This is a genomic window from Streptomyces djakartensis, assembly GCF_014651075.1.
Lineage (GTDB): Bacteria > Actinomycetota > Actinomycetes > Streptomycetales > Streptomycetaceae > Streptomyces > Streptomyces djakartensis.
In genome coordinates this window covers 296804-321490 of record NZ_BMWE01000008.1, presented here as the reverse complement: position 1 = coordinate 321490, position 24687 = coordinate 296804, and the positions used below count along the sequence as shown (strand labels likewise).

Genomic DNA, 24687 nt, shown 5'->3' with positions numbered 1-24687 from the left:
ACGCTGCGATGGTGACGCTAACTACCGTTAAGTAATCAAAAGTTTATGGGGTCGCCCCCGCCGAGTGATACGTGAGCTAGACGACAGCCGAGAAGTCGCCCGGTGAAGCGCGCTACCAAGCCCCGGCTATGCTCGGGCGCGCACCGCATGCCGTAGACCCCTGGAGCACCCATGGCCCTGAAGATCACCGTGATCGGCACCGGTTATCTCGGCGCGACACACGCGGCGGCCATGGCCGAACTGGGCTTCGAGGTGCTCGCTCTCGACGTGGTGCGCGAGAAGATCGAGAAGCTGGAGCGGGGCGAGGCCCCCATGTACGAGCCGGGTCTTGAGGAGCTGCTGCGCCGGCACGTCGCCGGCATCGAGGGCTCCAGCGGACGGCTTCGCTTCACGCAGGACTGGGCGGAGATCGGCGCGTTCGGCGATGTCCACTTCGTCTGTGTGAACACCCCGCAGCGGCACGGCGAGTACGCGTGTGACATGAGCTACGTCGACTCCGCGATCGCCTCCCTCGCGCCGCATCTGCACGGTCCGGCGCTGGTCGTGGGCAAGTCGACCGTGCCGGTGGGTTCCGCGGACCGCCTCGCGAACTACCTGGCCGCGCACGCGCCCGCCGGGGAGGACGCCGAACTGGCCTGGAACCCGGAGTTCCTGCGCGAGGGCTTCGCCGTCGACGACACGCTGCACCCGGACCGGCTGGTGGTGGGTGTGCGCAGTGAGCGGGCCGAGAAGCTGCTGCGGGAGGTGTACGCCACGCCGATCGCCGAGGGGTCGCCGTTCGTGGTGACGGACTTCCCGACGGCGGAGCTGGTGAAGACGTCCGCGAACTCCTTCCTCGCCACGAAGATCTCCTTCATCAACGCGATGGCGGAGGTGTGCGAGGCCGCGGGCGGTGACGTCGCGAAGCTGGCGGAGGCCATCGGTTACGACGACCGGATCGGAAGGAAGTTCCTGCGGGCCGGGATCGGCTTCGGCGGTGGCTGCCTGCCGAAGGACATCCGGGCGTTCATGGCGCGCGCCGGTGAGCTGGGCGCGGACCAGGCGCTGACCTTCCTGCGGGAGATCGACTCGATCAACATGCGCCAGCGCGGGCAGATGGTGGAGCTGGCCCGGGAGGCGCTGGGCGGCGGACCGTTCCTGGGCAAGCGGGTGGCGGTACTGGGCGCGACCTTCAAGCCGGACTCGGACGACGTGCGGGACTCGCCCGCGCTGAACGTCGCCGGGCAGATCCACCTCCAGGGCGGCCAGGTCACGGTCTACGACCCGAAGGGCATGGAGAACGCCCGCAGCGTCTTCCCGACGCTCGGCTACGCCGACTCGGCGCTGGAGGCCGTGCGCGGCGCCGACATCGTGCTGCACCTGACGGAGTGGCGGGAGTTCCGGGAGCTGGACGAGGAGGCTCTCGGCGAGGTCGCGGCGGCCCGTGTCATCCTCGACGGCCGCAACGCCCTCGACCCGGAGCGCTGGCGCAAGGCCGGCTGGACGTACCGGGCGATGGGCCGCCCCAGGGCCTGAGCGTCCGGCCGGTCGGACAGGTGACGCCGGTTCGGCCGAGGCTCAGTCGGCCGAACCGGCGTCGTGTTGCATTCTGCCTCACCGGACCGGCCTGCGGGGCGGTCACGCCCCTTTCGCCCGGTAACGGCGCATCTTCGCCCGGGCTCCGCAGACCCGCATCGAGCACCAGCGGCCGCGGCCTGCCGGGCTGCGGTCGTAGTAGGCCCAATGGCAGTCCGGGGCCTCGCAGGCCTTGAGGCGGATCCAGGTGCCGGCGACCAGCGCCTCGGCCACGGCGGCGGCCACACGCGCGTGGAGGCCGCGGGCGTCGGTGGGGGTGAGGGCGGCCGAGCCGTCCGCCGGGTCGACCGTGACGACGAGGGGAGCGGCGGCCAGGAGGTCGCCGAGCGGGGGAACCTCGCGGTGGGGCGGGTGCCCGGCGTGGGCGAGGAGGGTCGCCCGGAGCGACTCGCGCAGGGCCCGGACCCGGTCCGTCTCGTCCGCTGCGATGCCGAAGCGCGCCCGGCCCTCCGCCGTGTCCAGCGAGTCGGCGCCCGACTCGATGTCCAGCGTGTTCACCAGGGCCTGGACCAGGGCCAGGCCGCCGGGCGCGGGCGATCTCTCCGTCATGGCTGGACCGTACCTCTCGCGAACTCCCTTGCGAGGTTACCCCCTATGGGGGAGCATGGAGTAACGGTTACCGGTTGACCGCCCATGAAGGTAACAGTGGTTTCGAGGAGGAAGTCATGGCTCTCGCCAAGCTGGGTGTCGTCGTCCTGGACTGTCCCGACCCGCAGGCACTGGCCGCGTTCTACGCCGAGGTGCTCGGCGGCACGCCGACGGTGGAGAGCGACGGCGAGGACCGGTGGATCGACCTGAGGGTGCCGGGCGGACCGGCGCTGGCGTTCCAGGCCGCCCCCGGGTACGTGCCGCCGCGGTGGCCGTCGCCCGAGCACTCGCAGCAGTTCCATCTCGACCTGGACGTGGAGGACCTGGACGCGGCCGAGAAGGGTGTGCTGGCGCTGGGCGCGACGGTGCTGGACGCCGAGGACCGGGAGCGGAGCTTCCGGGTTTACGCCGACCCGGCCGGGCACCCGTTCTGCCTCTGCGCCAGCTGACAACCGGAGGCCCCATGTCCGCCGTGGCACGTTTCCGTTCCGTGGTCCTCGACTGCCCCGACCCGCGCGAGCTGGCCCGCTTCTACGCGCAGGTCGGGGGCGGTACGCCGGAGGACGACGACCCCGACTGGGTGGTGCTGCGTGTCCCGGACGGGCCGCGGGTCGCTTTCCAGCGCTCCCCGGGGTACACCCCGCCGGAGTGGCCGCGGGCCGACCGGAACGCCCAGCAGTGCCACCTGGACTTCGACGGCGGGTCGACCTGGGAGGAGATCGACGCGGCCGAGGAGCGGGTGCTGGCGCTGGGGGCACGGGTGCTGGACAAGGAGGACTACGAGAAGAAGGACTTCCGGGTGTACGCGGATCCGGCGGGGCATCCGTTCTGCCTGTGCCGGATCGAACACGGCTGACCGGCGGGGCCCGTCCGGGGGCCCCTGCCGGGGCGGGCCCGTTACGCGTCCAGCTCGGAGATCGTCGCCGTGGAGGGCTCGCGCCGCTGCTGGACCGCTCGTGCGGTGAAGTCGGCCCCGCGCAGCACACGCTGCATGTTGCCCCACGTCAGGAGCGCCACGTCGGACTCCTCCCAGCCGCGCCGCAGCAGCTCGGCGATCAGCCGCGGATAGCAGGAGGCGTCCACAAGCTCCTGCGGGTGGGCCGAGCCGGAGTCGTAGGTGCCGGACAGGCCGACGCACTGCGCTCCGGCCACGGCGCGGACGTGGTCGAGGTGGTCGGCGACGTCGCGGACGCTCGGGCCGGTCTGCTCGGCGCTCAGCGGCACCAGGCACAGTCCCTTGGCCGCGCCCAGCTCCGCGAGCAGGTCGTCGGAGAGGTTGACTGGGTGGGGCCGGAGGGCGCGGGCGGCGGAGCGGCCGCACAGCACGGGTGCCCGGGAGAGGCTCAGCACGCGGCGCAGGGTCTGCTCGGACGCACCCGAGAGGTCCGCGATCACACCGAGCCGGTTCATCTCGCGCACCACCTCCTCGCCGAACCGGGTCAGCCCCGCGTCGCTCGCCCAGGAGACGCCGGTCAGGGTCAGCGCGCGCAGGCCGAGGAGGTGCAGCTGGCGCAGGATGCCCAGCGAGTCGCCGAGGGCCGGGGCTCCGGCGGGTCCGAGGAGTACGGCGACCCGGCCCCGGTTGCGCGCGTCCGCGACCTGCCCGGCCGTGACGGTGAGCCGCAGACCCTCGTCGCAGGTCCGGGCGATGTTCACGGCCCGGTCCAGCTGCTCCAGGGTGGCGCCGACGGCCCGGTCGCCGTCGAACCCCTCGGGCAGGTGCAGGGACCAGAACAGCGCGCCCACGTGCCCGCCACGCAGGCGGGGCACGTCGGTTTCGACGGTCCTCTCGCCGAGCTCCAGGTCGTAACAGGACAGCCGCCTCAGCGCCCAGGGCAGTCCGTTGTAGCCGTCGGCGACGGGGTGGGCGGCGAGGATGGCGTGGGCCCGGGTCAGCGGTGCGTCGTCCGGGTCGGGGACGGGCTCGTAGGACGGTGCCGCGGTGACACGCTCGTCGGGGTACGGCTCCGCCAGGTCGTCGAGATCGTCGATCGCGGCGATGGGGCGCAGGTCGTGCTGGAGGTCTGCCATGGCGGCTCCGTACGGTCCTCGTGCAGTACGGTCACCGTCGCACACGGCAGCGGTGCCGTTCCTGGTGAGCGGGGCGTTCGGAGTACGGCCTCCCTCATGCGGACGGGCCCTCAGGGCAGCCGGGCTGCCTCGATCACTTCGTCCAGCGTGTCTCTGGTGCGGACGAGGTCGGCGATCATCCGGTCGATGCGGGCACGCTCGGCGGTGAGGTCGGCCACCAGGTTGGGCGTGGCACGGGCCGAAGGGCCGCCGTCGGTGTCCCGCATGCACGGCAGCAGCTGGACGATCTTCTCGCTGCACAGTCCCGCCGCGAACAGTTCCTGGATCCTGATCACGCGGTCCACGGCGGCCTCGGGGTATTCCCGGTGCCCGCCGGGTGTCCGCCGGGCCGCGAGCATCCCCTGCTTCTCGTAGTAGCGCAGCGACCGCTCGCTCACATTGGTGCGCCGGGCCAGTTCACCGATCCGCACGTCCCGCTCCCGGACTTGAATCTGACATTGGTGTCAAGTTCTAGCGTACGGGCATGACGCAGCACACGACAGCTCTCTTCGAACCGGCTCGCCTGCCGGGCCTTGACCTGCCCAACCGTCTGGTGATGGCGCCCCTGACGCGCAACCGGGCCGAGGCTGACGGCACTCCGACCCCGCTCATGGCCACCTACTACGCCCAGCGTGCCTCGGCCGGGCTGATCATCGCCGAGGCCGCGACGCCGAACGCGGTCGGGCAGACGTATCCGAACATCACCGCCATCCACAGCCCGGCGCATGTGGCCGGCTGGCGGCAGGTCACGGACGCGGTGCGGGACGCGGGTGGCCGGATGTTCCTCCAGCTCCAGCACGGCGGCCGGGTCGGCCATCCCTCGACCAGCGGTCTGACCCCGGTCGCGCCCTCGCCCGTCCCGCTCCCCGAGACGATCTTCACGCCGCAGGGGCACCAGCCGGCCCCGGTGCCGAGGGAGATGACCGCCGAGGACATCCGCACGACCGTCGCCGATTTCGCGAAGGCCGCCCGGAACGCGGTCGGCGCCGGGTTCGAGGGGGTGGAGGTGCACTCCGCCAACGGTCATCTGCTGCACCAGTTCCTCGCCCGGAACACCAACCTCCGCACCGACGGGTACGGCGGTTCGGTCACCGCCCGGATCCGGTTCGCGGCCGAGGTGACCGAAGCCGTGGCCGCCGGGATCGGCGCCGGGCGGGTGGGGCTGAGGGTCTCCCCCGGCAACACCGTGAACGGCATCACGGAGGGCGAGACGGAAGAGCTCTACCCGGCGCTCGCCGAGCGGCTCGACGGGCTGGGCCTGGCCTATCTGCACGTGGGGTACGCCGACCCGGACACGCCGGTGTTCCGGAAGCTGCGCACCGGATGGTCCGGGGTGATCGTCGCCAACCCGGTGCTGAAGAAGATCTCCACGGAGGGTGTGCACCGGGCGTCGGAGGCGCTGCTGGCCGCCGGGGCCGATCTGATCGCCCTCGGCCGGCCCTTCCTCGCCAACCCGGACCTGGTGACGCGGCTGCGGCTCGGGGCGCCGCTCAACGAGATGCGCGACCGGTACTTCATGTACGTGGGCGGGGCGACCGGCTACACGGACTACCCCGCCCTCGACGCTCAGCCCGCCGGTGCGTCGAGTGACTCGATGGTGGCGTTGGACGGCGGGCGCGTGGCCTGAAGCCCGCGCGCCACGTCCTCGGCCGCGTCCAGCACCCGCACCGCGTTCTTCCAGGTCAGCTTGGCCAGGTCGGCCTTCGACCAGCCGCGGTCGAGGAGCTCGGCGACCAGGTTCGGGTAGCCGGAGACGTCGTCCAGGCCGTCGGGGGTGAAGGCCGTGCCGTCGTAGTCGCCGCCGATGCCGAGGTGGTCGACGCCTGCGGCCTCCCGCATGTGGTCCAGGTGGTCGGCGACCGTCGACACGGTGGCGACCGGGCGGGGGTGGCGCTCCTCGAAGGCGCGGTGGACCTTCATGGCCTCCGGGGTGGTGTCGAGGTGGTGGAAGCCGTGGGCGCGCATGTTCTCGTCGGCCGCGGCCGTCCAGTCCACGGCCGCCTGGAGCACGAACTTCGGTACGAAGGTGACCATCGCGATGCCGCCGTTGGCGGGCAGGCGCTCCAGGACGTCGTCCGGGACGTTGCGCGGGTGGTCGCACACGGCTCGCGCGGAGGAGTGCGAGAAGATCACCGGGGCGGTGCTCGTGTCGAGCGCGTCGCGCATGGTCGTCGCCGCCACGTGGGAGAGGTCGACGAGCATGCCGAGCCGGTTCATCTCCCGTACGACCTCACGGCCGAACGCGGTGAGGCCGCCGGCCCTGGGCTGGTCGGTCGCGGAGTCCGCCCAGTCCACGTTGTCGTTGTGGGTGAGCGTGAGGTAGCGCACACCGAGCCCGTACAGGCCGCGCAGGGTGCCCAGCGAGTTGGCGATGGAGTGGCCGCCCTCCGCGCCCATGAGGGAGGCGATCCGCCCCTCCCGGCGCGCGGCCTCCAGGTCGGCGGCGGTCAGCGCGGGCCGCAGGTGCTCCGGGTACCGGGCCAGCAACTGCCGTACGCAGTCGACCTGTTCGAGGGTGGCCGCGACCGGGTCGGGCGAGTCCGTGCGGACGTACACCGACCAGTACTGCGCGCCGACGCCGCCCGCGCGCAGCCGCGGGATGTCGGTGTGCAGGTGGGCGCTCTGGTCGGTGGCGACGTCACGGGCGTCGAGGTCGTAGCGGACCTGTTCGCGCAGTGCCCAGGGCAGGTCGTTGTGCCCGTCGGCGACCGGGAACTCGCGCAGGAGTTCCCGGGCTGCCTCCAGGGAGGTCATCGCCGTCACTTCCCCGCGCCGAAACCGAAGCCGCCGGTGCCCTCCACCTTGGAGCGCAGGCGCTTGCCCTTCTCGGTGGCCTGGTCGTTGAGCTCCTGCTGGAACTCGCGCATCCGGCCGCGCAGTTCCTCGTCGTGGGAGGCGAGCATGCGGGCCGCGAGCAGACCGGCGTTGCGGGCGCCGGCGACGGAGACCGTGGCGACCGGGACACCGGCCGGCATCTGCACGATCGACAGGAGGCTGTCCATGCCGTCGAGGTACTTCAGCGGCACGGGCACGCCGATCACCGGCAGCGGGGTCACGGAGGCGAGCATGCCGGGCAGGTGGGCGGCGCCGCCCGCCCCGGCGATGATCACCTTGAGCCCGCGGGCGTCGGCCTGCTCGCCGTAGGCGATCATCTCGCGCGGCATCCGGTGCGCCGAGACGACGTCCACCTCGTAGGGGATCTCGAACTCGTCGAGGGCCTTGGCGGCGGCCTCCATGACGGGCCAGTCGGAGTCCGACCCCATGACGATGCCAACAACGGGGCTCATTCGGTGATGGTGCCTCTCAGGTAGCCGGCTGCGTGACGGGCGCGCTCCAGCACGTCGTCCAGGTCGTCGCCGTAGGTGTTGACGTGGCCCACCTTGCGGCCGGGCTTCACGTCCTTGCCATACATGTGGATCTTGAGCTGGGGGTCGCGGGCCATGCAGTGCAGGTACGCGGAGTACATGTCCGGGAAGTCGCCGCCGAGGACGTTGACCATGACCGTCCACTTCGCGCGCGGGCGCGGGTCGCCGAGAGGCAGGTCGAGGACGGCCCGGACGTGGTTGGCGAACTGGCTGGTGACGGCGCCGTCCATCGACCAGTGGCCCGAGTTGTGCGGGCGCATCGCGAGCTCGTTGACGAGGACCTCCGAGGTCCCGTCGGCCTTGCGGACCTGGAACAGCTCGACGGCGAGGTGGCCGACGACGCCGAGTTCCTTGGCGATGTTCAGCGCCATCTGCTCGGCCCTGAGGGCGAGGTCCTCGTCGAGGTCGGGGGCCGGGGCGATCACCGTGTCGCACACGCCGCCCACCTGGCGGGACTCCACGACCGGGTAGGCGACCGCCTGGCCGTGCGGGGACCGTACGACGTTGGCGGCGAGCTCGCGGACGAAGTCGACCTTCTCCTCGGCGAGCACGGGGACACCGGCCTTGAACGGGTCGGCGGCCTCCTCGGCGGAGTCGACGACCCACACGCCCTTGCCGTCGTAGCCGCCGCGGACCGTCTTGAGGACGACGGGGAAACCGTCGCCCTCGGCCGCGAAGGCGGCCACGTCCTCGGGATCGGACACGATCCTGTGTCTGGGGCAGGGCACGCCGATCGCGTCGAGCTTCGCCCGCATCACACCCTTGTCCTGGGCGTGCACCAGCGCGTCGGGGCCGGGGCGCACGGGGATGCCGTCCGCCTCCAGGGCCCGGAGGTGCTCGGTGGGTACGTGTTCGTGATCGAAGGTGATCACATCGCACCCGCGGGCGAACTCGCGCAGCGTGTCGAGGTCGCGATAGTCGCCGACGACGACATCGCTCACGACCTGCGCAGCGGAGTCCTGCGGGGTGTCACTGAGGAGCTTGAACCTGATGCCCAGCGGGATACCAGCCTCGTGTGTCATACGAGCGAGCTGGCCACCGCCGACCATGCCGACTACCGGGAACGTCACCCCCCCAGAGTATCGGCCGCGCCGAGGTGGCCGGTTTCCCGCCCCTCCCCCGCCGGGCCCGGACCATCTGCGGCTGTCGACCGCCATCCACAGGAAGATCGCGCAGGAGGGTGGTTAGCATGACTGAGTTGACGCCGACGCAAGGGACGGGGGCCTGCACGACCATGGGACATGGTGCCTCGCGGCTCCGACGGTTCGCTCACGAAGTCGCCAAGTTCGGCGCGGTGGGCGGTGCCGGGGTGCTGGTCAACCTCCTCGTGTTCAACCTGGTGCGGCACGTCACCGATCTGCAGGTGGTCCGCGCGAGCGTCATCGCGACCGTCGTGGCGACCGTCTTCAACTACATCGGCTACCGCTACTTCACGTACCGCGACCGCGACAAGACCGGCCGTACGCGTGAGATGACCCTGTTCCTGCTGTTCAGCGCGGTGGGCCTGGTCATCGAGAACGGCGTCCTGTACGTGGCGACCTACGGCTTCGACTGGAACACGCCGCTGCAGAACAACATCTTCAAGTTCCTCGGCATCGGCGCCGCCACACTGCTCCGCTTCTGGTCCTACCGCACCTGGGTGTTCCGCGCCCTTCCGTCCCGTGAGGCGGTGGCGGACGCGGAAGCGGAAGCGGTCCTGGAGCGGGAGGGGGCCGGGCAGCGGGTGCCGTAGGGCCGGTCGTGAGCCGCGTCAGCGGATCATCGGCTCGTCCTCGCCGCCGAGGGACTTCCGCACCGGCGTGCGGGACAGGAACAGGCCGAACACCGGGGGCTTGGTCTGGAGCATCTCCAGCCGGCCGCCGTCGGCTTCCGCCAGGTCACGGGCCACGGCCAGGCCGATGCCCGTGGAGTTGCGGCCGCTGATCGCCCGCTCGAAGATGCGTGCCCCGAGGTCGGCCGGGACGCCGGGGCCCTCGTCCGTGACCTCGATGACGGCCTGGTTGCCGGTGACGCGGGTACGCAGCGCGACCGTGCCGCCGCCGTGCATCAGGGAGTTCTCGATCAGCGCCGCCAGGACCTGCGCGACCGCCCCGGGTGTGCCGACCGCCTGGAGGTGGCGTTTGCCGGAGCTGACGATCGCCCGGCCCGCGCTGCGGTAGGCGGGGCGCCACTCGGCGAGCTGCTGCTGGATGACCTCGTCGAGGTCGAAGGTGACGGCGGAGCCGGTGCGCGGATCACGGGAGTTGGTGAGGAGCCGCTCCACGACGTCCGTGAGGCGCTCGACCTGCGTCAGCGCGATCGTCGCCTCCTCCTTCACCGTGTCCAGGTCGCCGGTGAGGGTGATCTCCTCCAGCCGCATCGACAGGGCCGTCAGCGGGGTCCGCAGCTGGTGGGAGGCGTCCGCGGCGAGGCGGCGCTCCGCGGTCAGCATGCGCGCGATGCGCTCGGCGGAGCCGTCCAGCACGTCCGCCACCCGGTCCAGCTCGGGCACGCCGTACCGCTTGTGCCTCGGGCGCGGATCGCCCGAGCCGAGCCGCTCGGCCGTTTCCGCCAGGTCGGTCAGCGGCGACGCCAGCCGGTTCGCCTGGCGGACCGCCAGCAGCACGGCGGCCACCACCGCCAGCAGCGCCACCAGGGCGATGATCAGCAGCGTACGGCCGACCTCGCGGGTCACGGAGGAGCGCGGCTCCTGGACCGTGACCGTCTCGCCCTCCTCGCCGGACTCGGTCGCGGTGATGACGTCACCGTCCGGCTTGGTGCCCACCTCGATGGGTGCCTCGCCCGGGAGACGGATCACCGCGTAGTAGCGGTCCTGCGTGACCTGGTCGCGCAGCATCTCCGCGTCGACCTGCTGCTCCCCGAAGAGCCGGCTGTCGACGATGCTGGCCAGCCGGACCGCCTCGGACTCCACCCGCTCCTGGGCGCTGTGGCTGATCGTCCTGGTCTCGACGATGACCAGGGAGACGCCGAAGACGGCGATCACGACGAGCACCACGGAGAGCGTGGACTGGATCAGACGGCGGCGCATGTCCTGTTACCCGGTTGTCCGTACCTGCCCCGCCGCTCAGCTCTTCTCGAAGCGGAAGCCCACACCGCGCACGGTGGCGATGTAGCGGGGGTTGGCCGCGTCGTCGCCCAGCTTCTTGCGCAGCCAGGAGATGTGCATGTCGAGGGTCTTGGTCGACGACCACCAGGTGGTGTCCCAGACCTCGCGCATCAGCTGGTCGCGGGTGACGACCCGGCCCGCGTCGCGCACCAGGACGCGCAGCAGGTCGAACTCCTTGGCGGTGAGCTGCAGCTCCTCCTCGCCCATCCAGGCGCGGTGCGACTCGACGTCGATGCGCACGCCGTGCGTGGCGGGCGGCTGCTGGGGCTCGGCGGCACCGCGCCGCAGCAGGGCCCGGACCCGCGCCAGCAGCTCGGCGAGGCGGAAGGGCTTGGTGACGTAGTCGTCGGCGCCCGCGTCGAGCCCGACGACGGTGTCCACCTCGTCGGCGCGCGCGGTCAGGATGAGGATCGGGATGCTGTGGCCTTCGCCGCGCAGCCGGCGGGCCACCTCCAGGCCGTCCATGCCGGGCAGACCCAGGTCGAGCACGACCAGGTCGACGCCGCCCTGCATTCCGGCGTCGAGAGCGGCGGGGCCGTCCTCACGCACCTCGACCTCGTAGCCCTCCCGGCGCAGAGCACGGGCCAGCGGCTCCGAGATGGACGCGTCGTCCTCGGCGAGCAGTACACGGGTCATGCCAGTGATGGTAGACCTGCACGGCCCTGAGCTGGGGTGTGACCGGAAGCCTTGATTCTTACCAGCGGCATACCCGCTTCTCACCTCCGGCGGGAAGGCGAACTGACCTCTGCCTTTGCGATGCCAGTCCGGTAAGGACCATGGAAAGGGGGCGTATGGTTCCCCGGTGACCTGTGATTCGTGTCTCAGGTCGTTTCATATCCGTCCGTGTCCTGCCGTATGGTGAATCAACGCCTGTTAGCACCACGGCGACCTTCGGAGGCTCTTTGCCCCGAGGGTCTCTTTTGTGTGCGGGCTGGTTTCCCCGCCAGCCGCGACCCAAAACGACCTGTGACCGGGCCTCATCGCGCGGCGACGCGCGTAGAGGAATCCCGGTGGCGACCGCCCACCGCTCCGTGCCCCGGAGCGGACCCCGTAGGCGTCGGGCGGACGGCCGCACGCACCGGAGCCGGCCCCCCACCGGGCGCCTCACCGCTGTCGCGGTGGCGCGTCCCGACCAGCAAGGAACGACCATGGCGTCCAGCCTGACGAAGGACTCGGCCCGCCCGGGCACCCCCGGGTCCGAGAAGACCTTCTTCGGCCACCCCCGAGGACTGGCCACTCTGTTCATGACCGAGATGTGGGAGCGGTTCTCCTACTACGGCATGAGGGCCCTGCTTCCGCTGTACCTGGTGGCCCCGGGTGGCATGAACCTGAGCGCGGGCACGGCGACGGCGATCTACTCCGTGTACCTGTCGCTCGTGTACCTGCTCACCCTGCCCGGCGGCTGGTTCGCCGACCGCGTGCTCGGCCCCCGCAAGACGGTCGCCGTCGCGGGCCTGGTCATCATGCTCGGCCACCTGTGCCTCGCGCTGCCCGCCGCCGCGAGCTTCTACACCGGCCTGGGACTCGTCGCGATCGGCTCCGGCCTGCTGAAGGCCAACATCTCCACGATGGTCGGCCACCTCTACGACGGTCCCGAGGACCCGCGCCGGGACGGCGGCTTCACGGTCTTCTACATCGGCATCAACCTGGGTGCCTTCGTCGCGCCGCTGGTCATCGGCACCGTCGGCGAGAACGTCGACTGGCACTTCGGCTTCGCGCTGGCCGCGCTCGGCATGGCGCTCGGTCTGGTGCAGTTCCTCCTCGGCGGCCGGCACCTGAGTGCGCGGAGCAGCGAGGTCCCCACTCCCCTGTCGCCCGCCGAGAAGGCGTCCACCCTGCGCAAGGGCCTCATCTGGCTGGCCGTGGCCGTGGTGTTCTACGGCGTCGTCGGCGGCACCGGCCACTACACCCTGAACTGGGTGCTGATCCCGCTCACGCTCCTCGGGCTGATCGTGCCGATCCTGGTCATCTCCCGGATCATGCGGGACAAGGACCTGGACTCCGGCGAGCGGTCGAAGGTGTCCGCGTACATCTGGTTCTTCGTCGCCGCCGCCGTCTTCTGGATGATCTACGACCAGGGCGGCTCGACCCTGTCGCTGTTCGCCGAGAAGAGCGCCGACAACTCGATCCTCGGCTGGGAGTTCCCGGTCTCCTGGTACCAGTCGGTCAACCCGGTCATGATCATGGCCCTGGCGCCGGTCTTCGCCTGGCTGTGGCTGTGGCTGAACCGGCGGGGCAAGGAGCCGAGCACGATCGTGAAGTTCGCCTCCGGTCTGGTGCTCGTGGGTGCGTCCTTCTTCCTCTTCCTCGCTCCGCTGTCGATCGCGGAGGGCGGTCACAAGGCCGCGGCGATGTGGCTGGTCGCGATCTACTTCGCGCAGACCGTCGGTGAGCTGACGCTGTCGCCGGTGGGTCTGTCCGTGACGACGAAGATGGCGCCGGTGAAGTACGCCTCGCAGATGATGGGCGTCTGGTTCCTCGCGGTCACTGCGGGCGACTCCGTCACCGCGCTGCTGTCCAACCCGGCCGTCGGCGGGATCAACCTGGACCGGATGGGCTTCGTGGCGATCGAGGCGGCGCTGGCCGTGGTCGCCGGTTTCGCGGTGTTCATGTACCGCAAGAAGGTCAGGGCGATGATGGGCGACGTCCGCTGACCGTCCTCACCGGACCCTGAGGAACGGGCCGTCGCACTCCCGTGGTGCGGCGGCCCTTTCTCATGTCCTCCTCGGTCCGGGCGGGCCGGCGTCGGAGGGGATCCAGGGCGCGGAGGGGGCGGAGGACCCGGGTGAGGCCGGTGGCCTGCGCGGGGCGGCGGGCCGTCGCGGGCGGCGGGGCCGGCGGGCCGCGTGACCGGGGTGGCGAGGCCGTACGTGATCCACGACGGCCAGGCCGGCGCGGAACAGCGCCGCCGGTACGACCAGCAGCACGAGGCCCCAGAACAGGGTCACGCCCCAGGGGCGGCCCACGCCCCACGGATGCTCGGCGAGCACCTTGCCGCCGTACTTCAGGGACACGGTGTAGTCGCCGTGCGCCCCGCCCGCGAGCTCCACGGGAAGCTCGATCCGCGCCTTCGCGCCGGGCCGGATCGTGCCGCGCCACCGCTGGTCCTGCCACTGCGGGGCGAACACCCCGTGGGAGGCTCCGACCTGGAAGACGGGGTCCTTCACGGGGGACGTCCCGACGTTGCCGACGGTGACCACGAGGGTCCTGGTGGGCGGTGAACCGAACCAGGTCAGCAGCCCGTCCGCGCCGCGCAGCCGGGTGTCCTCCAGCAGGGACAGCCGACCGCCCGCCCGGTCCGCGGGCAGCGGCTCCACCGCGTGCCCGGCGACCTGGAAGGCCGTGTCGGCTTCGACCTCGGCGCCCGTCACCGTCTCCACGTGCACCACGCAGGGGCACGGCACGGGCGGTTCCACGACGGGCAGTTCGCGGCGAAAGCGCCCCTCGGCGTCGGCGGTCACGGCCCGGCCGTCGGCGTTGGCGCAGGAGTTGGTGCCGCCGGTCACGCCCCGGGACGGTTCGGCCTGTCCGCAGACCAGCAGCGTCAGCAGGGTTCGCGGCCGCCAGCCGCTGCCGGTGACGGTGACCGAACCGCCCGTCCCTGCCTGCGCCTTGGACACCTCCACGACGGGCCGGTCCGTGCCCTGGGCGGCCCAGGCTCTGGCCCCGGCCCCGGCGAGACCCAGCAGAACCGCCAGCAGGATCGGCAGCGACAGGTGGGACACACGGGCTGCGCAGGGCATCGGCTGCTCCAGCGGTCGGGGCGAACGTGCGGATCGCGCCTGCGAATCGCGTCTGCGGGCCGGGCGCCCTCCGGGCAGCGGGCGAACGACGTCAGCGGGTTCGCGGGGCACGGGTCACGGGTTCGCGGGTCTATGGGTCAGCGGGTCTGTGCGTCAACAGGTCTGCGGGTCAGCGGTCGTCGGGGCGCCCATGGCGAGCGCTCGGCGCGGCCGCTCGCGCCTACCGCACCGGCCGCCCCGGCCGGCGGTTCGAACCCCAGCGGCACGAGTGACCCACCGGGAGCGCCCATGACATCAGCGACTCCGGCAGTCGCCCTCGGGGCGGGCGTATCGCCGGACGGCTTCGGCATTCGCCGGTGGCCGCTCCCGGACCGGACTCAGGGGGTGTCCCCCGCGCCCCGTTGACGCCGTGTCAGCCACAGCACGCCCGCCGCGCCCGCGAGCAGGACCGTGCCGCCGAGTGTGCCGAGGGCGACGGCCGAGTCGCCGGGGCCGGTTCGCGGGAGTTCGGCGCCGCCGCCGGAGCCGGAACCCGGGGCCGGTTCGCCGCCCTGGGTGGAGCCGGTGGTGCCGCCGCCGCTCGCGGCCGTGACGTCCAGGGTCAGGGAGGGGCCCGGGTCGTTCGTGGGGGTGCAGGTGGTCGTCGTACCGAGGGCCTTGATGGTGAGCACGCCGGCCGTGAAGGTCACCTTTCCGCTCTTCTTCGGCGTGTACGTCCCGCTCAGGTCGTTGACCTTGATCGGGGTGTTGGCGGGGATGGCGGCGTCGTTGGCGGGACCGGTCACCGTCAGGGTCCCGCTGTCGGCGCCTCCCAGGGCGACGGTGGCGCTCGGTGTCATCGCGCCCTTGCCCAGTTCGACCGGGCTGGAGGAGACGCCCTTCTGCCAGGACATGGTGATCCGGTAGCCGTCGCCGCTCCTGACGCTCCTGATGTCGATGGGCGAGACGGCGCTCTTGTCGCCGATCGGGGTCTTGCACTGGTAGTTGACGTCGACGACCTCGGCCCGGGCCACGGGGGCGGCCATCAACACCGCCGAGCCGGCCAGGGCCGCGGCGGACGCGAGCGCGGCGGTTCGATTCCGGTACGACACGGTGCCGCTCCCCTTCCTGTTCCTGACGGAGCATCAGATCGGGCCGTCAAGGTACGCCGGGGGCCTCGAGGAAGGAAGACATGGCGCGGGCCGGATCCGCGGCGATCCGGGGGTGCGGGGCGGGTGGCGCACGGGGGACGTGCGGCGCAGGTTCCGGGGGCCGTCACCCGAACGGCCGAAAGGAGGCCGCCGGAGACGCCTGAGGAGGCGGATCGGCCGAACAGGCAGTCAGTGGACCGGGCACGCCACAGTCCAGGCCGGCCACCGAGAGAGCCCGGAGGGACTCTGGCCGGCCACCGAGAGAGCCGAAGGCATGCGCCTGCGCAGCGGCCATCGAGCGAACCCACAGGCATGGACCCGGGCAGCGACTGCCGAGAGAACCCACAGGCACGAGCCAGGGCAGCGACCGCCGAGAGAACCCACAGGCATGAACCAGGGCAGCGACCGCCGAGAGAACCCACAGGAGTGAGCCAGGGCAGCGACCGCCAGGACAGCCCGCAGGCATGGACCCAGGCCAGTGGCCGTCGAGAGGCCCCGGGGGGGGCATGGCTCGGGCGGGATCGTCGGGAGGGCCCGGGGGCGTGGGCCTGGGCGGCGGTCGAGTGCACCACCGTCCATCCGCCGGGCCGGACGTGGCGGTGGGCACGGAGTGCGTCACCCGGACGGACGCCGGGAGGAAAATCACACGGCGCCGGATCCGGTCAGGCGGGCGTGCCCAGTTCCGCCCACACCGTCTTGCCGGACATGCCCGGCGTGCGGACGACGCCCCAGTCCAGGCACAGCCGCTGGACGATGAACATGCCGTGCCCGCCCGGCCGGCCCGCGCGGTGCGGCGTGCGGGGAGCCGGCTGGCCCGTGCCGCGGTCGGCGACCTCGATGCGGATCACCTTGTTGTCGCAGGTGATCTGCAACTGGTCCGGCCCCTCGGCATGCAGGCAGGCATTGGTGACCAGCTCGGAGACGACGAGCAGTACGTCCTCGGCGGCGGCCCGCCGGTCCGCGGAGGCGGCCGGCAGCCAGCCCCACGCGTACAGCGCCTGGCGGGTGAAGTCGCGGGCGAGCGGAACGACACCGCTCTCCTCCCCGAAGCTCAGCCGGCGCACCTGCCGGCCCCCCGGCGGTGCCGCGGCTCCGGACGGCGCCGCCACTCCCTCGCCGGACGCTCCGGCCGCCGGTACGCCACCCTCGGACGCCCCCGAAGCGCCGCTGGGCTCCGGCCCGCGGTCGCCCGGCGAGTAGGGCCGGGTGGTGCTCATCAGCGCTTCACCTCACCGATTCACCAGTTCACGATGGAAAAAAGTCAGTACACAGTCAGTCACGCAGTGCGCGGCACGTCGGTTTCGCGGCGCTCCCGCCACCCTGGCGGCCGACAGGTTCAGGATGTCTCCTGCCCGGGCGGACCGGCGGAACACCCGTGCATTCCGCACGGAGGGTGGGAGGGGAGTGGGACACGGGTCACAGAGGGACCGGTGACGCAGGGATGGCCGAGGCTCGGCGCGCCGACGCACCGCCGGTCAGCCCGACTCGTCGGCCAGTGCCGCCTCAAGCGTGTCATGGACACTGAAGACCGCGTCCGCGCCCGTGATCTCGAACACGCGCGCCACTACGGGCTGCATTCCGGCGAGCGTCACACCTCCACCGGCGGCCTCGGCCTTCAGCCGCGCCCCGAGGAGCACGTTGAGCCCCGTCGAGTCGCAGAACTCCAGGCGCGCGCAGTCGATCACCAGGCGCTTGAATCCCTTGGCGAGGCAGTCCTCGAGTGGCTCACGCAACAGATCGGCGGTGTGGTGATCCAACTCACCCGCCGGGGTCACGACGGCACTAGAGCCCTCTTCCCGCACCTCCACCAGAAGCCGGCCAGACTGTGCGCTGCCGACCGTCCCGCGGTCCATGCCGTCTCTCTCTCCCGACGTCGAGGCTGTTGCTGACGCAGTCGAACACTACGCCTTCCTGACACGCTCCGACACCCGAACAACCACACACAAACGGACATATGCACACAGAACGCACTTGCGGTGGGCTCCGGAAAGCGGGTAGGCCTAGTAAGGACACGTACCCGACACGGCCGGCTTTGGAGGCGCCGCACACCGCAGTGCACGTACTGGCCCCGGCAGCCTTATGCCGAGAACGATGGAGGACATCATGTCACCCCGGCTCGACGGATCGCGTACCCACAAAGCGACGTCGACACCCCTTCCGGAACATCTGGATCCCATCGAGCAGGACGAGATGCTCGTCACACAGGACGCGCTTCTCGCCGGACTTCCGGACATTCCCCCGTACGAGCAGGTCGACGCGGTCGACGCACGGGCTCTGTCCAAGACCCTCTTCGAGCGCCTGGAAGCGCTGGAGGAAGGCACGCACGAGTACTCGTACGTCCGCAACACGCTCGTCGAACTGAACCTCGCGCTAGTCAAGTTCGCCGCCTCCCGGTTCCGCTCCCGCAGTGAGCCGATGGAGGACATCATCCAGGTCGGCACCATCGGCCTGATCAAGGCGATCGACCGCTTCGAACTCTCCCGGGGTGTCGAGTTCCCCACGTTCGCCATGCCGACCATCGTCGGTGAGATCAAGCGCTTCTTCCGTGACACCTCGTGGTCCGTGCGCGTTCCGCGGCGGCTGCAGGAGCTCCGGCTCGACCTGGCCAAGGCCGGTGACGAGCTGGCCCAGAGGCTGGACCGGGCCCCGACGGTGGCCGAACTGGCCGAGCGCCTGGGCATCTCCAACGACGAGGTCGTCGAGGGCATGGCCGCGTCGAACGCCTACACCGCCTCCTCGCTGGACGCCCAGCCGGAGGAGGACGACTCCGAGGGCGCGCTCGCGGACCGCATCGGCTACGAGGACCACGGGCTCGAAGGCATCGAGTACATCGAGTCGTTGAAGCCGCTGATCGCGGAACTCCCGCCGCGCGACCGGAAGATCCTTTCGCTGCGCTTCGTCGCGGGCATGACCCAGTCGGAGATCGGCGAGGAACTGGGCATCTCCCAGATGCACGTGTCGCGTCTGCTGTCGCGGACGCTGGTGCGGCTGCGCAAGGGGCTGACCGTCGAGGAGTGATCCTCACCGGGTGATCGAGCCCTTCGGGGGCGGGCCTCAGGGCCCGCCCCGGGCGCGTGTGTGGTGGAGGTCTCTCAGGAACTGAGGAACAGCGCGGCCGACGGAACGAGCGGGGCCGTCAGGCTCAGCAGCCAGTACGTGCGCGGAGCGAGTGAGGTCCGGCGCCGGAGCGGCGAGTTGGCGAGCCACCAGATCAGGCCGTACAGCGTGACGACGGGGACGACGATGACGAGCCAGAGGGCCATGCCGTCGTTCTCGGTCGGTTCCCGCACGGTCCAGCCCAGCTCGGCGAGCGGCCAGTTCACCGCGAGGTACCACAGCAGCCAGTAAGGCACCACGCCCGGAACCCCGAGCAACAGGTTCACCAGGAGCGGTGCCGACCAGTGCCTGACCATCCGTCCCCCCCTTCCGGTGGCGCCGGCCGTCCCGGCACGACACCGCATTGTCGCCGAGTCCATGCTCACACGACGCGCTCTCCGCGCCGCCACACCCCGCTGACGAGCGGAACGCCGGGCCGGTAGGCCAGGTGCACATGGCTCGGGGCGTCGAGGAGCGTCAGGTCGGCGTACGCGCCCGGAGTCAGGCGGCCGATGTCGTCGCGCCGGAGCGCGGCCGCCCCGCCCGCGGTGGCCGCCCACACCGCCTCGTCCGGGGTCATGCCCATGTCCCGTACGGCGAGGGCGATGCAGAAGGGCACCGAAGAGGTGAAGGACGACCCGGGGTTGCAGTCGGTGGAGAGCGCCACGGTGACGCCCGCGTCCAGGAGGCGGCGGGCGTCCGGCCACTCGGCGCGGGTGGAGAACTCCGCGCCGGGGAGGAGCGTGGCGACCGTGCGGCTGTTCGCCAGGGCGTCCACGTCCGCGTCGGTCAGGTGGGTGCAGTGGTCGGCGCTGGCCGCGTCGAGTTCGACGGCGAGCCGCACTCCGGGGCCGTACGAGAGCTGGTTGGCGTGGACCCGGGGGTGCAGGCCCCGCGCCTTGCCGGCGGTGAGGATCGCGCGGGCCTGGTCGCCGTCGAAGGCGCCCTTCTCACAGAAGACGTCGATCCAGCGGGCGTGCGGCGCGCAGGCGTCGAGCATCCCACCGGTGACCAGGGCGACGTAGCCGGCCGGGTCCTCGGCGAACTCGGGGGCCACGATGTGGGCGCCCAGGAAGGTGACCTCGTCGGTGTGGCGGGCGGCGATGCGCAGGGCACGGGACTCGTCGTGGGCGGTGAGGCCGTAGCCGGACTTCGTCTCGAAGGTGGTGGTGCCCTGGCGGAGGGCTTCGGCGAGGTAACGGGTGACGTTGGCTTCGAGTTCCTCGTCGCTCGCCGCCCGGGTGGCCGCGACCGTGGTGCGGATGCCGCCCGCGCTGTACGGCCGGCCCGACATGCGGGCGTTGAACTCCTGCGTCCGGTCCCCGGCGAAGACGAGGTGGGAGTGGCTGTCGACGAAGCCGGGGAGGACCGCCCGGCCGCCCGCGTCGACCCGGTTGTCAGTGGCGGGTGCTTTGCTTTGGTCACCGGTCCACGCGATGCGGTCGCCCTCGATGACGACGGCCGCGTCCTGGACCAGTCCGAGGGGGGACGTGTCACCCAGGGAGGGGTCGTTGGTGACCAGGGTCGCGATGTTGGTGATGAGCGTGCTTGCGGTGCTCGCGGAGTGGGCGGGGCTGACGGTCGTCGCGTTGCTCATGGCGTCCTTGGTGGCCTGGTCGGCGGTCGGGGCGGGTTCGGGGGCGGAGGCGGGCCGGGCGGACCGCCCGGCCGGGGTCAGCCGCGCAGGGCTGCGACGGCGTCCGCGAGGGCCCGGGGCACATCCGGTACGAGGGAGTGCGCCCCGTCCCGTACGACGTGCCGGCCTCCCACGACCGTGTGCGACACGTCCGCTGCCGACGCGGCGAATACGGCCGTCTCTGCCCCGAGCCGCGGAAGCGGGCCGGCCGTTCTGACCGAGTCGAGCACGATCGTCGTGAAGTCGGCGAGCGCGCCGGGCTCCAGCGCGCCGGCGTCCGCCCAGCCGAGTGCGGCGTGCCCGTCGGCCGAGGCCGCCCGCAGCAGGGCCGCCGCCGTCCAGTGACCTCGGGTACGGGTGCGCAGGCGCTCGTTCAGCTCCATGGCCCGGGCCTCTTCGAGCAGGTCGATCACGGCGTGGCTGTCGGAGCCGAGGGAGAGCGGGGAGCCCTCGTTCTGGAGGGCGACGGCCGGTCCGATGCCGTCCGCCAGGTCCCGCTCGGTGGTCGGGCACATGCAGGTGCCGGTGCCGCTGCCGCCGATGAGGGAGATGTCCTCGGTGGTGAGGTGGGTGTTGTGGACGCCGGTGGTGCGTGGCCCGAGCACCCCGTGCAGGGCGAGGAGCTGCGTGGGGGTGCAGCCGTGGATCTCCAGGCAGGCCTCGTTCTCGGCGGTCTGCTCGGACAGGTGCACATGGAGCGGGGCCCGCCGCTCCTCGGCCCATCGCGCCACGGTCGCCAGCTGGTCGGCGGGCACGGCCCGTACGGAGTGGACGGCCGCTCCGATCCGCGCGTGATCCCGTTCCTTGAGAACTGAACAGCGTTCGGCCCAGGCGTCCGCCGTGCCGTCGGAGAAGCGGAGCTGGTGGGTGGTGGGCGGCTGCCCGAAGCCGGAGGAGAGGTAGGCGGTGTCGAGGAGGGTGATGCGGATCCCGGCTTCGGCGGCGGCCGCGATGAGGGCCTCGCCCATCGCGTTGGGGTCGGCGTAGGGAGTACCGCCGGGGGCGTGGTGGACGTAGTGGAACTCGCCGACCGCCGTGACGCCGGCCAGGGCCATCTCGGCGTACACGGCGCGCGCCAGGGCGTGATAGGTGTCCGGGGTGAGCCGGGCGGCCGTGGCGTACATGACCTCGCGCCAGGTCCAGAAGGTTCCGGAGCCGGCCTGGACGGCGCCGCGCAGGGCGCGGTGGAAGGCGTGGGAGTGGGCGTTGGCGAGCCCGGGGAGGGTGAGCCCGCGCAGGACCTCGACGCCGGGAGGTGGGGCGGGGGTGCCCAGGCGGACGGCGGTGATGCGGCCGTCGTGGATGTCGAGGGTGACGCCCGGCTCGACGTGGGTGCCGAGCCAGGCGTGTTCCAGCCAGTAGGTCTTCGGTGTCACCGGCAGGCCAGTCCTTCCAGTACGTCGGCGAGGGCGGCGACCCCTGCGACGCAGTCGTCCTCGGTCGCGGACTCGGCCGGGGAGTGGGAGACGCCGGTGGGGTTGCGCACGAACAGCATGGCGGTCGGGATGCTTCCGGACAGGATCCCGGCGTCGTGTCCGGCGCCGGTGCCGAGGACGGGGACGGTGAGGCCGGTGTCCTTGCCGAGGATGCGGACCAGTTCGTCGCGCAGGGCGTGGTCGAACTCGACGACGGGCGTGAACGACTCGCGGACGACGTCGAGGCCGACGCCGTGGGCGGCGGCGTACTCCCCGGCGGCCTTCTCGATGCCGGCGACCACGGCGTCCAGTCTGTCCTGGTCCTCGGCGCGGGAGTCGAGCCAGCCGCGCACCAGGGAGGGGATCGCGTTGACGCCGTTGGGCTCGACGGCGATCTTGCCGAAGGTGGCGACCGCTCCGGCGAGTTCGGCCTCGCGGCGGGCGGCGAGGACGGTCTCGGCGTAGGACAGCATGGGGTCGCGACGGTCGGCGAGGCGGGTGGTGCCGGCGTGGTTGGCCTCGCCCCGGAAGTCGAACCGCCACCGGCCGTGCGGCCAGATGGCGCTGGCGATGCCGACCCGGTCGCCGGACAGGTCCAGGGCCCGGCCCTGCTCGACGTGCAGTTCCACGAAGGCGCCGATGCGGGCGAGGCGCTCGGGGTCGGGGCCGATGGTGTCGGGGTCGTGTCCGGCGGCCTCCATGGCACGCGGCAGTGTCACGCCCTCGCCGTCGGTGAGCCGGTGCGCCTGCTCGCGGGTGAGCTGCCCGGCAGTGAGCCGGGAGCCGACGCAGGCGAGACCGAAGCGGGCGCCCTCCTCGTCACCGAAGTTGACGATGGCGAGCGGCTTGGTGAAGTCCGCGCCCCTCGCGCGCAGTTCGTCGAGCGCGGCGAAGGAGGACACGACACCGAGAGGTCCGTCGAAGGCGCCCCCGTCGGGTACGGAGTCCAGGTGCGAGCCGGTGACGACGGCGTCCCCGGCGGCGGGGTCGCCGAGCCAGGCCCACTGGTTGCCGTTGCGGTCGGTCTCGTAGGCCAGTCCGCGGGTCTGCGCCTGCTCCTGGAACCAGGCCCGGCAGTCGCGGTCGGCCCCGGTCCAGGCGAAGCGGCGGTAGCCGCCGGAGGCGGAGCTGCGGCCGATCGGCAGCAGCTCCGCCCACATGCTGTGGAAGGTCACGCGTCGTCACCTTCACGCATCGGGACCCGGACACCGCGCTCGTCGGCGACCGACTCCGCGATGTCGTAGCCCGCGTCCACGTGCCGGATGACGCCCATGCCGGGGTCGTTGGTGAGCACCCGGCGGATCTTCTCCCCGCCGAGCTTCGTACCGTCGGCCACCGTCACCTGCCCGGCGTGGATGGACCGCCCCATGCCCACGCCGCCGCCGTGGTGGATCGACACCCAGGAGGCGCCCGAGGCCACGTTCACCATGGCGTTCAGCAGCGGCCAGTCGGCGATCGCGTCGGACCCGTCGAGCATGGCCTCGGTCTCGCGGTAGGGGGAGGCGACGGAACCGCAGTCGAGGTGGTCGCGGCCGATGGCCAGGGGCGCGGCGAGCTCGCCGCTCGCGACCATGTCGTTGAAGCGCTCGCCCGCCTTGTCCCGCTCGCCGTAGCCGAGCCAGCAGATGCGGGCGGGCAGTCCCTGGAAGTGCACGCGTTCGCCCGCCATCCTGATCCATCGGGCGAGGGACTCGTTCTGCGGGAAGAGGTCGAGGATCGCCTTGTCGGTCTTGGCGATGTCGGCCGGATCGCCGGAGAGGGCCGCCCACCGGAAGGGACCCTTGCCTTCGCAGAACAGCGGGCGGATGTAGGCGGGGACGAAGCCGGGGAAGGCGAAGGCCCGCTCGTATCCGGCGAGTTGCGCCTCGCCGCGGATGGAGTTGCCGTAGTCGAAGACCTCGGCGCCGGCGTCCATGAAGCCGACCATGGCCTCGACGTGCCGGGCCATGGACTCCCGGGCCCGGGTGGTGAAACCGGCCGGATCCTTGGCCGCGGCGTCGGCCATGTCCTCGAAGGCGGTGCCGAGCGGCAGGTAGGCCAGCGGGTCGTGGGCGGAGGTCTGGTCGGTGACGATGTCGACCGGGGCGCCCATGGCGAGCAGCCGCGGCAGCAGCTCGGCGGCGTTGCCGAGGACACCGATCGACAGCGGGCGGCGGGCGTCACGCGCCTCCACGGCCAGCCGCAGGGCGTGGTCGAGGGAGTCGGCCCGCACGTCCAGGTACCGGTGCTCGATGCGCCGCTCGATGGCGCGCGGGTCGCAGTCGATACAGATCGCCACGCCGTCGTTCATGGTGACGGCGAGCGGCTGGGCGCCGCCCATGCCGCCGAGACCGGCGGTGAGGGTGATCGTCCCGGCGAGGGAGCCGCCGAACCGCTTGGCCGCGACTGCGGCGAAGGTCTCGTAGGTGCCCTGGAGGATGCCCTGGGTGCCGATGTAGATCCACGAACCGGCGGTCATCTGCCCGTACATGGTCAGGCCCAGCTGTTCGAGCCGGCGGAACTCCTCCCAGTTCGCCCAGTCGCCGACCAGGTTGGAGTTGGCGATGAGGACGCGCGGGGCCCACTCGTGGGTCTGCATGACGCCGACGGGGCGCCCGGACTGGACGAGCATGGTCTCGTCCTGCTTGAGGGTCCTGAGCGTCCGCACCATCGCGTCGAAGGAGCGCCAGTCGCGCGCCGCCTTGCCGGTGCCGCCGTAGACGACCAGCTGGTCGGGGTGCTCGGCGACCTCCGGGTCGAGGTTGTTCTGCAGCATCCGCAGGGCGGCTTCCTGCTGCCATCCCAGGGCACTCGGTTCCGTGCCGCGCGGTGCCCGGACGGGACGTGGTCCTGACATGGTCTGCCTCCTGGTGGGTGGGTGCTCCCGGCGGATTGTTGCTGCGGTTATTCACATCCTGAACCTCTGAATAGGGCTAGTCAATACGTCCGGGGCTCCGCGTGGCCGTGCCGTGGATGTTTGGCTG

The 24687-nt window shown here is 71.7% G+C and carries 24 protein-coding genes; 7 read left to right on the top strand and 17 right to left on the bottom strand.

Annotated features, from left to right (window positions below; translation table 11 throughout):
• The first annotated feature begins 171 nt into the window (after positions 1 to 171).
• The gene (locus tag IE212_RS16590) at positions 172 to 1515 is read left to right on the top strand and encodes a UDP-glucose dehydrogenase family protein (RefSeq protein ID WP_190198603.1); all 1344 of its coding nucleotides are present in this window, start codon (positions 172 to 174) and stop codon (positions 1513 to 1515) included.
• Positions 1516 to 1617: 102 nt separating this feature from the next.
• Here IE212_RS16590 and IE212_RS16585 read toward each other — a convergent pair whose 3' ends face one another.
• On the bottom strand, positions 1618 to 2124 hold the full coding sequence (locus IE212_RS16585; RefSeq protein WP_190198602.1) for a CGNR zinc finger domain-containing protein: 507 nt from the start codon (positions 2122 to 2124) through the stop codon (positions 1618 to 1620).
• A gap of 116 nt (positions 2125 to 2240) precedes the next feature.
• On the opposite strand from IE212_RS16585, the gene IE212_RS16580 reads away from it, so the two are divergent.
• Both IE212_RS16580 and IE212_RS16575 read left to right on the top strand, forming a co-directional pair.
• Positions 2241 to 2612, top strand: coding sequence for a VOC family protein (locus IE212_RS16580; protein ID WP_190198601.1), 372 nt, complete (start codon positions 2241 to 2243; stop codon positions 2610 to 2612).
• A gap of 14 nt (positions 2613 to 2626) precedes the next feature.
• Positions 2627 to 3019, top strand: coding sequence for a VOC family protein (locus tag IE212_RS16575; protein ID WP_190198600.1), 393 nt, complete (start codon positions 2627 to 2629; stop codon positions 3017 to 3019).
• Between the two features lie 41 nt (positions 3020 to 3060).
• Here the strand turns inward: IE212_RS16575 and IE212_RS16570 are convergent, their stop codons facing one another.
• Both IE212_RS16570 and IE212_RS16565 read right to left on the bottom strand, forming a co-directional pair.
• The gene (locus tag IE212_RS16570) at positions 3061 to 4194 is read right to left on the bottom strand and encodes a dipeptidase (protein ID WP_190198599.1); all 1134 of its coding nucleotides are present in this window, start codon (positions 4192 to 4194) and stop codon (positions 3061 to 3063) included.
• A 110-nt stretch (positions 4195 to 4304) separates the two neighbouring features.
• On the bottom strand, positions 4305 to 4664 hold the full coding sequence (locus tag IE212_RS16565; protein WP_190198598.1) for a MerR family transcriptional regulator: 360 nt from the start codon (positions 4662 to 4664) through the stop codon (positions 4305 to 4307).
• A gap of 53 nt (positions 4665 to 4717) precedes the next feature.
• Here IE212_RS16565 and IE212_RS16560 point away from each other — a divergent pair, with 53 nt between their 5' ends.
• Positions 4718 to 5860 (top strand): alkene reductase, encoded by a 1143-nt coding sequence (locus IE212_RS16560; protein ID WP_190198597.1) that lies wholly within the window; start codon positions 4718 to 4720, stop codon positions 5858 to 5860.
• Here IE212_RS16560 and IE212_RS16555 read toward each other — a convergent pair.
• The 3 genes from IE212_RS16555 to IE212_RS16545 are packed head-to-tail and all read right to left on the bottom strand — an operon-like array spanning position 5800 to position 8668.
• A complete protein-coding gene (locus IE212_RS16555; RefSeq protein WP_190198596.1) occupies positions 5800 to 6996 on the bottom strand; it encodes a dipeptidase in 1197 nt (398 codons plus the stop codon). The genes IE212_RS16560 and IE212_RS16555 overlap by 61 nt on opposite strands.
• A complete protein-coding gene (gene purE / locus IE212_RS16550) occupies positions 6993 to 7520 on the bottom strand; it encodes a 5-(carboxyamino)imidazole ribonucleotide mutase (protein ID WP_229864364.1) in 528 nt (175 codons plus the stop codon). Before purE ends, IE212_RS16555 begins: the two co-directional genes overlap by 4 nt.
• Complete coding sequence (locus IE212_RS16545) at positions 7517 to 8668, bottom strand: 5-(carboxyamino)imidazole ribonucleotide synthase (protein WP_190198595.1); 1152 nt, start codon at positions 8666 to 8668, stop codon at positions 7517 to 7519. Before IE212_RS16545 ends, purE begins: the two co-directional genes overlap by 4 nt.
• 164 nt (positions 8669 to 8832) lie before the next feature.
• Between IE212_RS16545 and IE212_RS16540 the strand changes: the two genes are divergently transcribed.
• A complete protein-coding gene (locus IE212_RS16540; protein WP_190198660.1) occupies positions 8833 to 9330 on the top strand; it encodes a GtrA family protein in 498 nt (165 codons plus the stop codon).
• 18 nt (positions 9331 to 9348) lie between these two features.
• Here IE212_RS16540 and IE212_RS16535 read toward each other — a convergent pair whose 3' ends face one another.
• Entirely contained in the window at positions 9349 to 10626 is a 1278-nt protein-coding gene (locus IE212_RS16535; RefSeq protein ID WP_190198594.1) for a sensor histidine kinase, read from the bottom strand.
• Positions 10627 to 10662: 36 nt separating this feature from the next.
• Positions 10663 to 11340, bottom strand: coding sequence for a response regulator transcription factor (locus tag IE212_RS16530; RefSeq protein WP_030250389.1), 678 nt, complete (start codon positions 11338 to 11340; stop codon positions 10663 to 10665).
• 512 nt (positions 11341 to 11852) lie between these two features.
• On the opposite strand from IE212_RS16530, the gene IE212_RS16525 reads away from it, so the two are divergent.
• Positions 11853 to 13358: an oligopeptide:H+ symporter gene (locus IE212_RS16525; RefSeq protein WP_190198593.1), complete on the top strand. Its 1506-nt coding sequence runs from the start codon at positions 11853 to 11855 to the stop codon at positions 13356 to 13358.
• A 60-nt stretch (positions 13359 to 13418) separates the two neighbouring features.
• Here IE212_RS16525 and IE212_RS16520 read toward each other — a convergent pair whose 3' ends face one another.
• The 4 genes from IE212_RS16520 to IE212_RS16505 all read right to left on the bottom strand — a co-directional run bounded on the left by IE212_RS16520 (position 13419) and on the right by IE212_RS16505 (position 17430).
• Complete coding sequence (locus IE212_RS16520) at positions 13419 to 14447, bottom strand: hypothetical protein (protein WP_190198592.1); 1029 nt, start codon at positions 14445 to 14447, stop codon at positions 13419 to 13421.
• Between the two features lie 377 nt (positions 14448 to 14824).
• Positions 14825 to 15538, bottom strand: coding sequence for an LPXTG cell wall anchor domain-containing protein (locus IE212_RS16515; protein WP_190198591.1), 714 nt, complete (start codon positions 15536 to 15538; stop codon positions 14825 to 14827).
• Positions 15539 to 16239: 701 nt separating this feature from the next.
• Positions 16240 to 16794, bottom strand: a complete 555-nt coding sequence (locus IE212_RS16510; RefSeq protein WP_190198590.1) for an ATP-binding protein — start codon at positions 16792 to 16794, stop codon at positions 16240 to 16242.
• A gap of 258 nt (positions 16795 to 17052) precedes the next feature.
• Positions 17053 to 17430: an STAS domain-containing protein gene (locus IE212_RS16505; RefSeq protein WP_030242586.1), complete on the bottom strand. Its 378-nt coding sequence runs from the start codon at positions 17428 to 17430 to the stop codon at positions 17053 to 17055.
• Positions 17431 to 17668: 238 nt separating this feature from the next.
• Here IE212_RS16505 and IE212_RS16500 point away from each other — a divergent pair, with 238 nt between their 5' ends.
• Positions 17669 to 18595 (top strand): RNA polymerase sigma factor SigF, encoded by a 927-nt coding sequence (locus IE212_RS16500; protein ID WP_190198589.1) that lies wholly within the window; start codon positions 17669 to 17671, stop codon positions 18593 to 18595.
• Positions 18596 to 18669: 74 nt separating this feature from the next.
• On the opposite strand, the gene IE212_RS16495 is transcribed toward IE212_RS16500, so the two are convergent.
• The 5 genes from IE212_RS16495 to hutU all read right to left on the bottom strand — a co-directional run bounded on the left by IE212_RS16495 (position 18670) and on the right by hutU (position 24560).
• Positions 18670 to 18990 (bottom strand): hypothetical protein, encoded by a 321-nt coding sequence (locus tag IE212_RS16495; RefSeq protein WP_190198588.1) that lies wholly within the window; start codon positions 18988 to 18990, stop codon positions 18670 to 18672.
• 65 nt (positions 18991 to 19055) lie between these two features.
• Positions 19056 to 20351 (bottom strand): imidazolonepropionase, encoded by a 1296-nt coding sequence (gene hutI, locus IE212_RS16490; protein ID WP_190198658.1) that lies wholly within the window; start codon positions 20349 to 20351, stop codon positions 19056 to 19058.
• Positions 20348 to 21691 carry a formimidoylglutamate deiminase gene (locus IE212_RS16485; RefSeq protein WP_190198659.1) on the bottom strand — a complete coding sequence of 448 codons (1344 nt, stop codon included), beginning with the start codon at positions 21689 to 21691 and terminating at the stop codon, positions 20348 to 20350. Before IE212_RS16485 ends, hutI begins: the two co-directional genes overlap by 4 nt.
• Entirely contained in the window at positions 21682 to 22899 is a 1218-nt protein-coding gene (locus IE212_RS16480) for an allantoate amidohydrolase (protein WP_190198587.1), read from the bottom strand. Before IE212_RS16480 ends, IE212_RS16485 begins: the two co-directional genes overlap by 10 nt.
• Positions 22896 to 24560: a urocanate hydratase gene (gene hutU / locus IE212_RS16475; RefSeq protein WP_190198586.1), complete on the bottom strand. Its 1665-nt coding sequence runs from the start codon at positions 24558 to 24560 to the stop codon at positions 22896 to 22898. Before hutU ends, IE212_RS16480 begins: the two co-directional genes overlap by 4 nt.
• Positions 24561 to 24687: the final 127 nt, after the last annotated feature.